Source organism: Veillonellaceae bacterium (assembly GCA_025992895.1).
Taxonomy (GTDB): Bacteria; Bacillota; Negativicutes; order Veillonellales; family Dialisteraceae; genus Dialister.
Genome location: DAJPGA010000001.1, coordinates 1,119,718 through 1,135,321, shown reverse-complemented (window position 1 = coordinate 1,135,321; position 15,604 = coordinate 1,119,718). Strand labels below are relative to the sequence as shown.

11 protein-coding genes are annotated in these 15,604 nt (G+C 48.0%); 1 reads left to right on the top strand and 10 read right to left on the bottom strand.

Annotated elements, in window-relative coordinates:
- Window positions 1-37: 37 nt before the first annotated feature.
- The 10 genes from OIM03_04685 to OIM03_04640 form a co-directional block, all read right to left on the bottom strand.
- Window positions 38-1,387, bottom strand: a complete 1,350-nt coding sequence (locus OIM03_04685) for an AMP-binding protein (GenBank protein ID HJI73573.1) — start codon at window positions 1,385-1,387, stop codon at window positions 38-40.
- Entirely contained in the window at window positions 1,384-2,538 is a 1,155-nt protein-coding gene (locus OIM03_04680) for a thiolase family protein (GenBank protein HJI73572.1), read from the bottom strand. Before OIM03_04680 ends, OIM03_04685 begins: the two co-directional genes overlap by 4 nt.
- Window positions 2,535-3,035 (bottom strand): MaoC family dehydratase, encoded by a 501-nt coding sequence (locus OIM03_04675; GenBank protein HJI73571.1) that lies wholly within the window; start codon window positions 3,033-3,035, stop codon window positions 2,535-2,537. Before OIM03_04675 ends, OIM03_04680 begins: the two co-directional genes overlap by 4 nt.
- 46 nt (window positions 3,036-3,081) lie before the next feature.
- Entirely contained in the window at window positions 3,082-3,618 is a 537-nt protein-coding gene (locus OIM03_04670) for a biotin transporter BioY (protein HJI73570.1), read from the bottom strand.
- A 179-nt stretch (window positions 3,619-3,797) separates the two neighbouring features.
- Window positions 3,798-4,427 carry a superoxide dismutase gene (locus OIM03_04665; GenBank protein ID HJI73569.1) on the bottom strand — a complete coding sequence of 210 codons (630 nt, stop codon included), beginning with the start codon at window positions 4,425-4,427 and terminating at the stop codon, window positions 3,798-3,800.
- Window positions 4,428-4,691: 264 nt separating this feature from the next.
- Window positions 4,692-6,743 (bottom strand): glycine--tRNA ligase subunit beta, encoded by a 2,052-nt coding sequence (glyS, locus tag OIM03_04660; protein HJI73568.1) that lies wholly within the window; start codon window positions 6,741-6,743, stop codon window positions 4,692-4,694.
- The gene (gene glyQ, locus OIM03_04655; protein HJI73567.1) at window positions 6,736-7,620 is read right to left on the bottom strand and encodes a glycine--tRNA ligase subunit alpha; all 885 of its coding nucleotides are present in this window, start codon (window positions 7,618-7,620) and stop codon (window positions 6,736-6,738) included. Before glyQ ends, glyS begins: the two co-directional genes overlap by 8 nt.
- Window positions 7,621-7,913: 293 nt before the next feature.
- On the bottom strand, window positions 7,914-8,855 hold the full coding sequence (locus OIM03_04650; protein ID HJI73566.1) for an ABC transporter substrate-binding protein: 942 nt from the start codon (window positions 8,853-8,855) through the stop codon (window positions 7,914-7,916).
- Between the two features lie 89 nt (window positions 8,856-8,944).
- Window positions 8,945-10,909, bottom strand: a complete 1,965-nt coding sequence (locus tag OIM03_04645) for a TonB-dependent receptor (protein HJI73565.1) — start codon at window positions 10,907-10,909, stop codon at window positions 8,945-8,947.
- A gap of 340 nt (window positions 10,910-11,249) precedes the next feature.
- Window positions 11,250-13,265, bottom strand: coding sequence for a TonB-dependent receptor (locus tag OIM03_04640; GenBank protein ID HJI73564.1), 2,016 nt, complete (start codon window positions 13,263-13,265; stop codon window positions 11,250-11,252).
- 284 nt (window positions 13,266-13,549) lie between these two features.
- Between OIM03_04640 and OIM03_04635 the strand changes: the two genes are divergently transcribed.
- Complete coding sequence (locus tag OIM03_04635; protein ID HJI73563.1) at window positions 13,550-15,343, top strand: WG repeat-containing protein; 1,794 nt, start codon at window positions 13,550-13,552, stop codon at window positions 15,341-15,343.
- The last annotated feature ends 261 nt before the right edge of the window (window positions 15,344-15,604 follow it).

Here is a 15,604-nt window from a genome sequence, read left to right as displayed (position 1 = left end):
AAATGTGCAGTCACTTTGCCAGAGCTTCTTTTTATTTTTATTCTTTTGATTCTTCAAGAATTTTCAAAAGTGCATCTTTATCTGTCTTTCCCGTCGATCTTTTGGGAATGGATTTGACGCGGATGAAACGGTGGGGAATCTCCCAGATTTCCAGCTTCTCATGAAGTTTCCGTATCATCGTCCTGGTATCCGGCACATTATCCCCTGCGACAAAGGCAATAAGGCGCAGCCCGTTTTCTGATGGAACGGCAAGAAGCTCCGCTTCATCGATCCCCTCAGTCATGAGGATATGGGAAATGACGCGCTGGCGGCTGATGTGATTTCCCTTGATATTGTACACATCTTCTTTTCTTCCTGTGAAATGGAGCCATCCGTCCTTGTCAAAATAGCCCAGGTCATGGCAGGTGAAGGGAAGAGGAATATCCTCGACCATGTACGGACTTTCCACAAAGATTTCTCCGTCCCTGATCGTGACATTAACGCCCGGGAAAGGTTTCCCCACGCTGTCAGGCATTTCAAGGATCTTGCTTCCCCGTATGCAGGAAACATAATTCAGCTCCGATGCGCCATAGTACATGACGGTATCAGATTTTGGGAAGCGCTTTTTAAGGCCGGTCAGGATCCGCTCGGTCATGAGCTGGGACCCGGTCAGGATATACTTCACAGAGTCCGATGTCCCATTCATTCTTGAAAGAGGATACAGCTTGGAAGGTATCATGTAAATATGCGTTGCATGGAGCGATATGATTTCCTTCATCCATGTGCGCGGAAGGACTTTCATCGTCCCTGCAATCACCGCGCCTTCTGCCATGAAGGAAAAGAGCATGTTGAGATTTCCCGTAAAAGCCATGGATCCCTGCGTATACAGGATGGAATCCCCGTCCACACCAAAAGCCTTGTTCTGCACGGGAAAGAAATCTGCCCAGCTTTCCACGCGGCGGAAAAGGATTTTGGAAAGGCCGCTGCTTCCAGAAGTCAGGACGGCAACGCCTTCTTTCCTTGTGATTCCTGTATCCTTGACTCTTCCACAGAAAAGCCCGTCTTCCCTTCTTGAAACGGAGATGCCTCCCGTTTCGCTGTCGGTCAGAAGGAAATCAATCGGGCGCGCATCGAAGAGCTCTTTGAGCCTTTCCCCTTTGATGTATTCATGGACAAGAAGCGGAACGGCCCCTGCTCTTTCTGCGGCAAGGAACCAGAGCACCTGGCTTGCCGCATCCGTCAGGTAGAGAGCTACGACCTTCCCGTGCACTTCTTCAGGCAAAGATCTCCCTTTTTCTTTTGTAAAAGCATCTGCTTCTCCATAAGTGATCGTTTTCCCATCAAAAGAAAGAAAAGCATGGTCCGGCCTTTCCTTTCCCCAGCGGATCACATAATCGGATAATTTCATTCTTCCGCCTCCGTACGCTTTACAAGGATGGTTTCACCGACACCGCCGGCAGCGGGAATGGCAGCCGCGCCAAGACGCCCTTCCTTCTCCCGGAGGATTTCCATCAGATGGATCATGATCTCAGCGCCGGATGCGCCATAAGGATGCCCGTAGGCAAGAGCGCCTCCTGCCTGATTGAGACGTCCGGCCACCTCAGGATGCTTTTTCATGAAATGCGCGCTGATGACGGCAAACGCTTCATTATACTCGAAAGCATCGATATCCTCGTAAGTGAGCTGATTGTCCGCAAGCATTTCCGATACTGCCGCATCCGCCGCAAGGGGCGGCACCTTGGGATCACTGCCGATGAGCCTCGTATCTGCGATTTCAAAAGCAGGCGTGACTTCATGTTCATCCGCCCATGCTTCAGAAACAAGAAGAAGGAAAGCGGCTCCGTCATTCATTGTGCAGGAATTGGCGGCCGTCAGAATCCCAGCCGGGAAATCCGTCACGCGCGGCGCCCTAGCCAGAAGCTTCTGGCTCATCCTGGGCCGGATGGCTTCATCCCTTGTACTTCCAAAGAGAGGCAGGATGACATCCCGGAATATTCCATTTTCAGATGCTTCTTTGGCAAGCATCTGGCTTCTAAGCGCCGCTTCATCCGCTTCTTCCCTCGTAATGCCTGCCGCTTTGGCAGCACGTTCTGCCCCAAGAAGCATGACATCATCCCCGAATTCTCCCGGCATAAACTGCGCTGCTGTAAATTCCGGATTCCTAAGCTTCGCCCTTTCATCATGATCGGCATATATTCTTTTCGGCTGGAGGGATGCGCTTTCTGCGCCGCCCGCCAGGACGACATCGCACTGCCCTGCAGCAATCCTGCCTGCGGCCATATCGATGGCGGCAAGGCCGGACGCGCACTGTAGATCAAGCGTAAAAGCAGTCACCCTTTCAGGGAAACCTCCCTCCAAAAGGAGCAGTCTTCCGATATTTCCTCCGGGTCCCACTGCATTTCCGCAAATGCAAAGGTCCGGCACGACGCTGTACCTTCTGCAAAGTTCGGCGGCCACACGACCGCCCAGCACTTCGGGCCTTACTGACTTGAAAATCCCATACCGGATTCCGATATGCGACCGGAGTCCTCCTAATATATATACCTTCCTGTTTATCATAATCTCACCGCCACAAAGCACAACTGATCCGTGTATCCTTCAATTTTCTGGTCTTTCTCCATCAAGTATACTTCTTCTCCACTGAAGACGGGATGATGGAATGAAATTTTCATGCTCTCTGAAGGGTACTTTTCCATCACGGATTCAAAAATCTGAAATCCGCTGACGACGGGTTTCTCTGTGTAATGGATTTCATTATGGTCGCCAAGCTCTCTGCTGTAAGCTCTGACTTCATCTGCGGAAAATGATTTCCAGAAGGCGGCTTCATCGGGCCGCTTCTCTCCTTCTTTGGAAGCGGAAGGTTTTGAAAGGATGAGTTCAAGAAATTCCCCGCTTTCCCTGCCGCGGACGGCCACGCGGAGAAGTTTCCCATCGCGGATGATTTCCTCATACGCTTTATTTTCTCCATTTCCTTTTTTATATGTCAGCCTGCCCATCAGCATCCCCTGCCACTCTGGGCGCCATATGCGGCAGATGGCCTTTACTGCATCTTTCATATTTCCTCCTATGAAAAAACCGTTCCCTGGGGAACGGTCTTATGAATCAGTTGGTTCCGATCAGTCTCTTGCGGTATCTGCTGATCAGGTAAGAGGCCAGAACGATCTTTGTGATATCCCCCGGCAGGAACGGGAACATGCAGAGAAGCATGGAAGCCCAGAGTCCGTTTCCGGTCAGGAACATGAACCATGCCAGGCCCATCGTATAGCAGGCTGCCGTGCCAAGTACAGTACCAAGGAGCATGTTCTTGAACGTGAAGCCGAGCTTTTCACCGACAAGGCCGACAATGAATGCCATGACTGCAAAGCCGACGATGAATCCGCCAGATGGTCCCGCAATGACGGAAACGCCTGCGCGCATCATGGAGAATACAGGAACACCTGCCATGCCAAGAAGCAGGTAGATGACAAGACTCAGGAAACCGTAGCGCTTGCCAAGGAATCCGCCTGCCATGAGAGCGGCAAAGGATCCCAGAGTGATCGGCACCGGCTGGATCGGTATTGTCAGCTGCGAGAATACGGCGCAGACTGCTGTAAAGAGAGCACACATGACCTGCATGCGTACAGAATGATTATTTCCCATAAGAACCCCTCCGTGTAGTGATTTACTTGAATTATTATAGTCACTTGGTTTATTTATGTCAACTAGATTTTATTAACAGTTGACAATTAATTTACTGCTCTTCGGGCATTTAAAAACCCGCCCAGAAGGGCGGGTCTTTGTGAGGTGATTATCATTAAGGGTATCCTTAATTTTCGTGATTATTTGCCGCAGTGTCTTGCTTCCTGAGACTTCTTGTACTGTTCATTGACAAAGTCCCAGTTGATGATGCGGAACCATTCATTGATGTAATCAACGCGGCGGTTCTGATACTTCAGGTAGTAAGCGTGTTCCCAGACGTCCAGGCAGAGAATCGGTCGCTTTCCTTCTGTCAGCGGGTTGTCCTGGTTGGCAGTGGAGAGAATTTCAAGCTTGTCTCCATCAGCTACGAGCCATGCCCAGCCGCTTCCGAAACGGCCTGCGGCAGCAGCTGCAAACTGCTTCTTGAATTCTTCATAGGATCCGAAGGTTTCCTTGATCTTGTCAGCAACAGGGCCTGCAAATGCAGTCTGTCCTTCCGGAGCCATCATTTCCCAGAACAGGGTGTGATTGTATGTGCCGCCGCCATTGTTGCGGACAGCGCCCCTGATGTCTTCCGGCAGATGATTCAGATGAGCGATCAGGAATTCAACGGATCTTTCAAACAGTTCCGGATGAGCTTCCAGTGCCTTGTTCAGGTTTGCTACGTAAGTTGCATGATGCTTATCATGATGGAAACGCATGGTGTCTGCATCAATCACAGGTTCAAGAGCGTCATAAGCATAAGGTAAAGCGGGTAATTCAAAAGCCATAATGGACTCTCCTCTCATATGTAAACTTATCTAAAAGTATTTAGTTAATAACTAACTCTGAATGTATTGTATCGTAAATTTTCGAAATAGTCAAACGTTTTTCGATATAGAAATTTCATAATGTGTTGCGTTTTTGTGACCATTCATTATCATTTAGATCGAATTTTGTAAACATAAAGAGGGATTCTTTTGATTCATCCTCTTTCCGCCATGAAAAAAGAGCCTCTCCGGCTAGAAGAGACTCCTTTTCTTATTTATGTCCTATCAGACGAGCTTGCTGAAATCGCCCCATGCGCGGAAGAGATCCAGTGCAGAGATCAGCTGGGAAACGCGGTTGGCCTTGAGTTTTTCGTCATCGACCATGACCATGACATTGTCCAGGTAATCATTGATCGGAGCTGTCAGTTTCTTCAGGGAAGCGAGAGCTTTTCCGTACTGGTATTCCTTGTAAAGCGGAAGAACTTCAGCCTTCACTTCATCAAGTGCTGCCTGCAGGTTCTTTTCGTATTCTACTTCAAAGAGGGATGGATCGACTGCTCCGCCTTCCTTGTCCTTGGTGATGTTTGCCAGTCTTGTGACAGCCTGACGGAGATCGGTTTCATCCTTCAGCTGGCTTTCTGCCATGGCTCTTGCCTTCAGGAAGAGAGCTTCGATGTCGTCGACCGGGCCTGCGAAGACTGCGTCAATGATATCGTAAGCAATGCCTTCATCGAGCATGATGGCTTTGATTCTCTGGCGGAAGAATTCTTCGATCTGACCCAGAGCTGTTTCTTTGGCTTCCTTTTCGCCTGGGAGGAGCTCGAGAGCTTTTCTGATGCCTTCTCTGATATCCCAGTGGATGCCGCCGTCAGTCAGGATGTTGACAGCGCCGATAGTCTGTCTTCTCAAAGCAAACGGGTCCTGGGAGCCTGTCGGAATGAGGCCGCGGAGGAATGTAGCAGCGAGGTTGTCGAGCTTGTCAGCCATGGAAAGAACGCGGCCGATGGATTCCTGCGGAAGGATATCGCCTGCAAATCTTGGCATGTACTGTTCGAAAATGGCCTGTGCAACGTTTTTCTTTTCGCCGTCGAGGAGAGCATATTCCTTGCCCATTTCACCCTGCAGTTCAGTGAATTCAGTGACCATGCCGGTAGCAAGGTCGGACTTGGAAAGGTAAGCAGCTCTTTCTGCATCAGCCTTTTCATCAGCGGAAAGGTTCCATCCGTCGCAGATGAAATCAGACAGCTTCTGGAGGCGGTCAGCCTTGTCAAGCATGGTGCCCATACCTTCCTGGTAGTTGATGCGGGTCAGGTCTTCCCTATGGCCTTCCAGGCTCTTCTTCCTGTCGTTTTCAAAGAAGAACTTAGCGTCGTCAAGGCGGGCGCGGAGAACGCGTTCATTGCCGATCTGTACGTTATGGATAGCCTTTGTGCCGCCGTTTCTGACGGTAAGGAAGTACGGCATCAGGGAGCCGTCTTCATTTCTGACCGGATAGTATCTCTGATGATCTCTCATCGGAGTAACGACAGCCGGTACCGGAAGCTTCAGGAATTCTTCATCGATGCGGCCATAGAGAGGTGTTGGATATTCAACGAGGTAGTTGATTTCTTCAAGAAGATCTGCATTGTGCCAGACATTGCCGCCCAGTTCTTCCGCTTTGGCAAGAAGGCCCTTGCGGATCATGTCGCGGCGTTCATCCTGATCGACGATGACAAATGCCTTGCGCATGGTTTCCTTGTAGGATTCCGGGCTTTCAATCGTGACATCTTCCTTGCAGAGGAAACGATGCCCGCGGCTGATTCTGCCGCTCTTGACATGAGCAAATTCCATCGGAACGACTTCGCTGCCGCAGAGAGCGACGATCCAGCGGATCGGACGGATGAAACGGGCTTCCTCATCAGCCCAGCGCATGCTTCTTGTGAAGTTCAGGCCTGTAATGAGGGAAGTGAAAAGAGAAGGAAGGATGTCTTCGATCTTTTTGCCTTCATTGACGACATGAGCCCATGTATATTCGCCTTCCCTGATAAGCTCGGAAGGATCGATATGCTGTCCTCTTGCAAAGCCCTGTGCCGCTCTTGTCGGATTGCCGTCTTCATCAAAAGCAGCCTTGATGGACGGGCCGCGCTTCTTGACTTCTTCATCAGGCTGGCGGTCAGCAGCTTCCCTGACGAGGACTGCGAGTCTTCTCGGTGTTGCATAAACGGTGATTTCCTTAAGGGAAATGCGATTTTCTCCGAAGGCATTTTCCGCCAGAACGCGGAGCTGATCAACGACTCCGGACATAATATTAGCCGGCATTTCTTCCGTGCCGATTTCCAAAAGCAGATTCTTACTCATTTCCCTCGCCTCCCTTCAGCATGGGGAATCCCAGTTCCTTGCGCTTTTTCAGCCATTCCTTGGCGCACATTCTTGCCATGTTTCTGACGCGTGCGATATATTCCGTTCTTTCAGAAAGGGAAATAGCGCCGGCAGCATCCAGAAGGTTGAATGCATGGGAACATTTCAGTACATAATCGTAAGCAGGAAGTACGAACCCCTTCTTGACTACGCGGGTTGCTTCTTTTTCATACATGTCAAACAGCTTGAAGAGCATATCATGGTCAGAAAGCTCATAGCTGTAAACGGACTGTTCGTATTCGTTTTCATGCCATACGTCGCCGTAGGTAACGCCGTCTGTCCATTCCAGATCATAGACATTGTCCTTTTCCTGGATGTACATGGCAATACGTTCCAGGCCGTAGGTGATTTCAACGGCTACCGGATGTTCATCAATGCCGCCGACCTGCTGGAAATAGGTGAACTGGGTGATTTCCATGCCGTCGAGCCATACTTCCCAGCCGATGCCCCATGCGCCGAGCGTCGGGGATTCCCAGTTGTCTTCTACGAAGCGGATATCATGTTCTTCCGGATCGATGCCGAGTTCCTTCAGGGATTCGAGATAGGTCTCCTGGATATTGTTCGGGGACGGTTTCATAATCACCTGGAACTGATGATGCTGGTACAGACGGTTCGGGTTGTCGCCGTATCTTCCGTCATCCGGGCGGCGGGATGGTTCAACGTATGCTACGTTCCATGGTTCCGGTCCGATGGTGCGAAGGAATGTCGCAGGGTTCATCGTGCCTGCGCCCTTTTCCACGTCATATGGCTCTCCCAGTACGCATCCCTGTTTTGACCAGAAACGCTGGAGTGCCAGAATAATCTGCTGAAATGTCATATTTCCTCCTGAAAACAATCTGAAAAACAATAAAAAATCCCTGTAACAATATAGTTACAGGGACGAGTTACAGGGATCATTAACCCGCGGTTCCACCCTCATTGGCCATTGGCCCGCCTTAATTGATAGCAGCCCTACTCTGTTCAGGCAGCAGCTCCGAAACGCCTTCCGCACCATACCGGTCTCTCACTGTCACCGGATCGCTGACTGTGCGTACTCCTTTTCTTCATCGCCGTAGTTATGGAAACATAATAACAAATGCAGGGCTAAATGTAAAGCAGTTATGCAAGTATTCAATTTCCTTTGAGCGTCATAATATCCGTATCATCAAAGAGTTCAGGATAAACGGCCTTTGCGCTTGCCTCCACGGCATCCGTAATGTGCTGCGACATGACAAACTTGTACCTCTCAGGGAATGGCACCAGCCTCTTGTTCTTCACTGCTTTCACATCCTGAAAAGCAGGATTCGACAGGATCTCCTGAGCAAACTCGCTTTCAGTGATCCGCAGTCCGGATTGCCAGACCGGCATGAGGATCACGTCCGGATTAATTGCAGGAAGTACTTCCATGGAAATGAAAGTACTGCTGCCGCGGGGAATTTCATGAGCGTCATAGATAGCTGCACCATCCTTCACATGCGCCATTTTGAGAATGTCAGAGAACAGCGTTCCCCTTTTCCCCAGGATCCCGCGGAAGGTAATCCCCAATGCCGTTCTTTCCTGATCCGGAGGAATCACGGAGAGTTTCTTTTCCAGAGCATCGCGCTTTTCCCGCATATGCTCTATCATCTCTTTCCCCTTACCCTCTTCATCGACTGCGTTTGCAATCCCCTGCACTCTGGTTTCCATCTCATCCCAGTCCTTCGGGATGATCGATACAAACACAGGCACGCCGGATGCAGAGAGTGTCTGGACAAAGTTGGCTGGCGTTTCTGTGGACACTAGTACCAGATCCGGATTAAGCGCCATAACGGCTTCCGGATTCAAGTCTAGTGTGCGGCCTACCGCTTCCTTTTCCTTCTTCGTCACAAAAGTGATTCCTTCAGCCCCTGCATATTTAGAAAGCGCGCTGATTCTCCTCGTACTCACAAGCCCAAGCAGAATTTCATCCGTGCCATACGTCAGAGAAACGATACGCGATGGCTTTTCAGGAATCCTCACTTCTCTTCCTGCCCCATCGGTCAGTACGCGTCCGGTCGAACTCTTCTCAGCCATGCAGCCGGTAAGCGTGGTCATTGCAAGAAAACAGCAAAAGAAAATCAGAAAAAACTTTTTCATAACACCTCTCAAAGAAAGCAGATTCTTTTATTTTTCTCTTCATTTCATCAGAACGAATAACTGTATGAAACCGTCCAATGGAAGGGCAGATCAACATTTTCTGAATCATTAATAGGATTCTTCCGGTCAAGCAGATTATACAAGTTCAGGGTAACAGCCTGTTCCTTATTAGGAGCATAGGAGAACACGGCATTCAGGAGAGAACTGTTTGGCGTCTTATGATCCCATCCTTTCGTGTTCTTTGCGATAGAACCGTCCCGTGTATAATGGCTATCCTGCCTGTCAGAAATCAGGAAGTAATTGAGTCCTCCATAGAACTTCCCTTCTTCATAGGACAGGCTCGCGCTTCCCTGAAGCCTTGCTTCGCTCTGGCGCCATACGTCACTGTTATAATCCTTCATCTTCGGATTAGAAATGGAAGCTCCTAATGAATAACGCCAGTTGCTGTTAATGATATGTTCATATTCCACTTCCAGCCCTGTATTCTTAAAATCGCCGCCATTGACCTGGACATTGATATTATCAGCGCCGCCATCAATCAGCTCAGACTCATGCACCCATTCGAATTTATCCTTGATATCCATATGGAATACATCGATCTTCAAGCTGTCCTTGCCGGTAATATACTTTGTACCAAATTCATATGTCCACCCGGACTGTGGCTTTATATTCCAGTTCTTAAGCTTTGATGAATAATATTTAGAATTAATGGCCGGCATGTCGAATGATTCGCCCACATTCGTATAGAGGCTCCAGTCGTCCGAAAGCTTGTAAAGGAACTGAACCTGCGGCAGGAATTTCTTATTGGATTTATCCCATCCGTTTGACTGATTCACAAATTCACGTGCGCCGAAGATACCGGTCATCCTGTCATTAAACTCATGGCTGTAAGATGCAAACAGACCATAGTTGCTTCTGCCGATATAATCTTCCCCATTCAACGATTTATAATGTTCATATTTATAATCAAGACCTGCTGTCAGGCTGTCTTTCCCATCGTTTAAGTACCAGGTCTTCTGGTTATTGAAGTTAAAATTATAGACATTATAATTGGTTCCCCGTGCTTTGCTCTTTACAGATCCGTCTTTATTAAACTTTGTATTGGTGCTGTCCAGCCTTCTGTTATTGAAGGCCATGATTGATTTGAAATGACTTTCATCATCATTGTATATCAAATCCATGGTATTCTTTACATCATTATAATTATAGAGACCCGTGCTTCCCGTATAAATCTTTCCGGTTTTCTTCCCATCCTTGACTTCCTTGGCCCAGCGGTTCTTATTCGATGAAAAACGCATCCAGTCAAAGGTCAGTTTATCCGTCAAATTAATAGAGGTGAAGAGGTTCGTCCTATGCCCCTTGTCATTTTCCCAGCCATACTTAGACTTTGGAAATATAGTGCTCGGATTATTAAAACGATCGAAATTATCGCGGTTAAAGGAAATGAAATACTTTTCCCCGCTGGTGCTGACCTGATACCCGTTGGTATAGTTGCCGTAGGTAACCTTGGCGGTCGTTTTATCTTCTCCGCCTTTTTTCGTGATAATATTCACAACGCCGCCCATCGCTTCAGCGCCATACAAAACGGAGCTTGGTCCCTTGATGACTTCAATTTTCTCGACAGCATCAATCGGGACGCCGCTTGTTGAAGAATAATTCATGATATTGATAGGAGCTCCATTGACCAATACCAATGTCCCCTTATCAAATCCACGGATATAGAAACGGCTCTGGGATCCTCCCAAATCATCCCCGTCACTCGTGTAAGAATAGGCTCCTACATCCACCGTATGCCCCAATGCATCTGCGACGGAAGTATACCCCTGTTCCTTAATTTCTTTCGCTGTAATTACCTGGACCGCTGCCGGAGTCTCTAAATCCTTCTTCTCTGTTCTCTCAGCAGTAACGACAACCGGGTTTAATTCATATACATCTTCGGCAGCAACTATATAACCGCCAATTGACGTACATGCTATTAATTCAGCGGCAACTAGAAATTTTAACTTCTTCATGATAATCCTCCCTGTGAATTATCTATCTCTATCAAATCTCCCCAATCAGATAGAAATAATAAAAAAATTGGATAATAATTAAATAATTATTACAGCCTTTCATATTATGACGTTTCATTAGAAATAAGTCAATAAATAAATAGTATGCCCTAATTTATCTCTCATTCGGTATTAATTAATCACATTGGAAAAGAGGCTGCAGAAATACAATCATTTCATCACAGCCCCTTTAACAGCAGTATTCCAATATCCTGTAAGTATATGATCAGGCCCTTCTGCTTCCGTATTCTGGCAGATGCCGTGCCTTTATCTGTAAAAGCATACTTACATATTCATCTTGTTAGAACTTGTATTCAACCCCTGCCATGAAGTTTCTGCCAAGATCATAGAAATTCGAGGTCGAGGAAGAAACGATATCATGCCTGTTGAATACATTATCAATGTTCAGGAATACACGGCATTCTTCATTGGCCTTGTAGGAGAAATTCAAATCAGTGAAGCACTGTGCCTTGAAGTCTTCGTAGGGATAAGCATCCCTCTTTCTCAGGGAGAGTACATTCATTTCAAAGGATGTCGTCAGCTTGCCTGTCGTATAGCTGGCTCCTGCATTGAACTGCAGTTTGCCATAATAGTCATGCCAGTTCCCGTTATTTTCTCCATCTTTTCTCTTTTCAGGATGACTATATGTAATGCCGGCATGGTAAGACAGATTTTCATTTTCCTGACGCGAGAAGTCGAGTTCGACGCCAGTGTTCCGGATGTCGGTATTCTTATAAGATACTTCCGGCCATTTATCTGTATCCGCATCAATATGATTCTTGATTCTGTAATGGAATACATCAAACCGCCATGCAGACTTACCGATATTCTTCTTAACGCCTAATTCGTAGTGATTGCCTGATTCAGGTTTAAGATCCGGAACGCCCAGGATATTTCCGCCGCCATAAAGCTGCGTGAATGTCGGCATCATGAAGGATTTTCCTGCTTTGGCATAAAGAGAAGTATCTTCATCGAAGGAATGAACCCAGTTGATTTCAGGCGTGAACTTATCGTATTTGTTGCCTGCTTCATCCGCTTCTGTCCAAGTTTCGCGGAAATTCAGATCCACTTCGTCCTTCTCTGTGAGATTATATGCAAGCTGGCCGAAAACAGAGTGCATGTTTCTCTCATAGCTATTTATCGAGCCAGCCGATGACAGGTATCCGCCAACATACGTATCCGATACTTTCTTTGTTTCCAAATCTCTCTGGAAATTGTATCCCAGCATGAAGGAACCTTTATTAAAATGCCAGCGATTGGAAACATCAAGGCCGATCGTCTGGTCTTTATAGGTCGTTGAATTCCGGTCTTTCCGGCTCGGATCAAACTGTTCAGGATGCGCGACTGACACTTTCCCTCTTTTCAGTGTTGCTTCCTGATAAGCAATGAGGTTTCTTGTTTTCTGATCTTTTTTGTTATAGAAAATGGATGCCTTCAGATCGCCATTATCAAAGTGCAGCTGCATCAGATTGGATTTGGTACTATGAAGTGCATCTTTGAAATCAGCACCTGTATTGGGCTTATAATCATGCCCATCATACTTGTAAACATAATGGTCGCTGTTTTCACTATATGTATGTGTGAAATACAAATTGTCGTTAAAATTATAACGCCAGTTCAGATTGCTGTGTTCGCCGCGGAGGATGTTATAGTACATCCCTCCATTAGGTGTGGTTCCTCTCGCTTTCTTTGCCGGTTTGGTAGGACTGGAAATATTTGAAATCCGCCCGGTATGGTCATAGGTATAAGTCATTCCAAATTTTCCTGCCTGTACAGAACCGGAATAATTCTGGATGCCATAATTCCCAAGCCCTGCGCGGATCATATTTTCGCGGGTGCCTTTTGTAATGATATTGATAACGCCGCCGGATGCTTCCGAACCGTAAAGCACCGCTCCGCCGCCCCTGACGACTTCAATCCTGTCAACAGAATCAACAGGTATATCCTCGAGATTATATCGTCCGGCCTGATTGATAGGAACGCCATCTACCAGGACAAGAGTGCCTTTCTCGTTGCCACGGATGACGGCTTTATTTGTCATTGTCCCCTGAGAAATATTTCTGGGGCCCTGCGCATGAATAATAATGCCTGTGCTGTACCGCAGTGCTTCATGAACCGTAGTTGCACCAGATTTTTTAATGTCCTCCGATGTAATGGTCTCAACTGATGCAGGCGTCTTCAGATCTGTTGTTTCCATGCGCTGGGCAGTGACGATGACTGGATCCAGTTCGTAAAATGTATCCTCTGCATATGCGCTCCCACATCCCATCATGGCTATGACTGCACTCAGCCACACTAAATTGCTTTTTCCCTTCATAGCAATCCTCCCTGTAACACACCGATTCCGCGCCGATCTCCCTATCGGAGCAGAATCATTGACATATAGCGGGACAAAATAAATATTTTGCGTCCCATTCACAATATTATGATATATCGCTAAAATTGTGTCAATCTTTTAATAATATAAAATTAATTTATACCTCATTAAATTCCAATTCCATATTTCTTATTAAGCTTATATCGAAATATGCTAAAATAAAGGCAAATGAAACTAACACTGGAAAAGAAAGCTTTCCCGGATTTATTCTGTGAGGTGATTCTATGTTCCATCATCAACTGGCGGCCATTCTTGCGGCGGCCGCTCTTACACTTTCGGCAAATGTCTATGCATCTGAAACCCCTCAGCCTTCTGAAGCTCTTTCCCCTGTCCCCTTTGCAGCGGGCGTTGAAAAGGATGGCAAGTGGGGCGCGCTTGACGCGTCGGGCAAAGTCGTCATTCCCCTTTCTTATGACAAGGAAGCAGTTTCCCTTTCTGATTCTGAAGACCAGGAAGCTGACCTTGCGAGCCAGGCGGGCCGTGACAACCTGATCGAGGTATCAAAGGGCAAGCTCCGCGGCTTCTACAACAGGGAAGGCAAAGTCATCGTCCCTGTTTCCTATGAAAGCCGTTCTGTCTGGAAGGACAATGCGCTTGCGGTCAAGCTTCCCGACAGCAAGATACGCTTCTACCGGGAAGACGGCACTGTCATTTCCGATCATGTGTATGACCAGGTCTCTGATTTCCAGGACGGCTCTGCCATTGTCAAGCTGGATGGCAAGTACGGCTACCTTTTCTATGACGGAAAGGAAATCGCGCCTCTCTATCAGGAAGCGCGCTGGTTTGCTGAGGGTCTTGCGCCTGTAAAGATGGACGGAAAATGGGGTGTCATCGATCAGACCGGCACCGTTGTCATCGAGCCTTCTTATAAGGATTCCGGCCCCTCCTTTAGCAGCGGTCTTCTGGCCGTCAAGAATAAGGAAAATCTCTGGGGTTTCATCAATAAGGAAAATACGCCTGTCGTTCCCTTCTCTTATGAAGAGGCCGCACCAATCTTTTCCGAGCATCTGACAGCCGTCAAGAACAAGGAAGGTCTCTGGGGCTTTGTCAATGATGAGGGAACGGTGGCGGTAAAGCCTCAGTTCAAGCGCGTCATGACAGAATTCTCGGAAGGCCTGGCTGGCGTCAAGACAATCGACGGCGGCGCTTATATCAAGCCGGACGGGACGATTGCTTTCATGGCTGATTATGACATGCTCTTCCCCTTCGAAGATGGTCTGGCAGAAGTCAGGAAAGGCGAGGTCAGGGAAGAAGGCGTCGTACGCCGCTATCCTGTCTCGATCGGCATCGGCTGGGGCTGGGGTCACTGGCTGCGTCCCCACCATCACCACCGCTATCATGGCGGATGGGGTTTTGGCATCGGCTTCCCGCTGTGGGATCCGTGGGGTTATGAATACGGAACGGTTCCAACCGTCCTTGTCAAACGCGGCTACATCGATAATACCGGCAAGGTCATTGCAAGCACATCGAATGCACGCGTCTTCCCGGCATCGAGCCGCGGCATCCTTGTTTTCAATAATGACCGCTACGGCTGGGAAAACAGGAGCGGTACATTCATTGCCCACATCGCCTACAAAGCAGTCATCCCCGTCGATGAAGCAGGCATCCTCATCTGCAGGAATGACAAGGGAGACTGGGGCGTCCTTTCCATGGACGACGGCAAAGAGCTCGTTCCCTTCTCTTACGCTGAGATCAAGTACCTGGGAAGCTCGATGCTTTCCTATAAGCAGGATGGGAAATACGGCATCCTTGATAAGGACGGGAAAGTCATTTCCGCTCCCCTCTACCGCGAAACGGGTACTGCTTCCTGCGGCCTGATTCCTGTGAAGGATGATGCATGGAAGGTCATCAGCTATGATGGCAATGACGCCATCGTTTTCCCGAAGAAGATCAGCCAGATGACATCCTTCATGAATGACAGGGCCGGCGTCAAAGTTGATGGCAAGTGGGGACTTATCGATACAAAAGGAAACTGGATCGTTTCCCCGACGTATGACAACCTGAAGTTCTTTAAATAAATACGCAATAAAGGGGCTGTGACAAAATGGTTAATCATTTTGCCACAGCCCCTTTTTGTCTGGGTATATTCAATTAGAGGATTATCTGACAAATGTATTTATCGACGCTATCTGAAAACCTCAAAACCTCGCTCCGCTCGAGGAGATGAACCTCCTCAGACGCCTCCGGCGCCAGCTCCCCCTACGGGGCGAGCTCTGACACCCTTAAACCTCGCTTCGCTCGAGAAAAGGAAAAAGCAGCGTTTTAACGGATTTTGTCAC

Coding starts and splice junctions, on each gene's coding strand:
- OIM03_04685 (HJI73573.1), bottom strand. CDS start 1,387: ATGAAATTATCCGATTATGTGATCCGCTGGGGAAAGGAAAGGCCGGAC.
- OIM03_04680 (HJI73572.1), bottom strand. CDS start 2,538: ATGATAAACAGGAAGGTATATATATTAGGAGGACTCCGGTCGCATATC.
- OIM03_04675 (HJI73571.1), bottom strand. CDS start 3,035: ATGAAAGATGCAGTAAAGGCCATCTGCCGCATATGGCGCCCAGAGTGG.
- OIM03_04670 (HJI73570.1), bottom strand. CDS start 3,618: ATGGGAAATAATCATTCTGTACGCATGCAGGTCATGTGTGCTCTCTTT.
- OIM03_04665 (HJI73569.1), bottom strand. CDS start 4,427: ATGGCTTTTGAATTACCCGCTTTACCTTATGCTTATGACGCTCTTGAA.
- glyS (HJI73568.1), bottom strand. CDS start 6,743: ATGAGTAAGAATCTGCTTTTGGAAATCGGCACGGAAGAAATGCCGGCT.
- glyQ (HJI73567.1), bottom strand. CDS start 7,620: ATGACATTTCAGCAGATTATTCTGGCACTCCAGCGTTTCTGGTCAAAA.
- OIM03_04650 (HJI73566.1), bottom strand. CDS start 8,855: ATGACCACGCTTACCGGCTGCATGGCTGAGAAGAGTTCGACCGGACGC.
- OIM03_04645 (HJI73565.1), bottom strand. CDS start 10,909: ATGAAGAAGTTAAAATTTCTAGTTGCCGCTGAATTAATAGCATGTACG.
- OIM03_04640 (HJI73564.1), bottom strand. CDS start 13,265: ATGAAGGGAAAAAGCAATTTAGTGTGGCTGAGTGCAGTCATAGCCATG.
- OIM03_04635 (HJI73563.1), top strand. CDS start 13,550: ATGTTCCATCATCAACTGGCGGCCATTCTTGCGGCGGCCGCTCTTACA.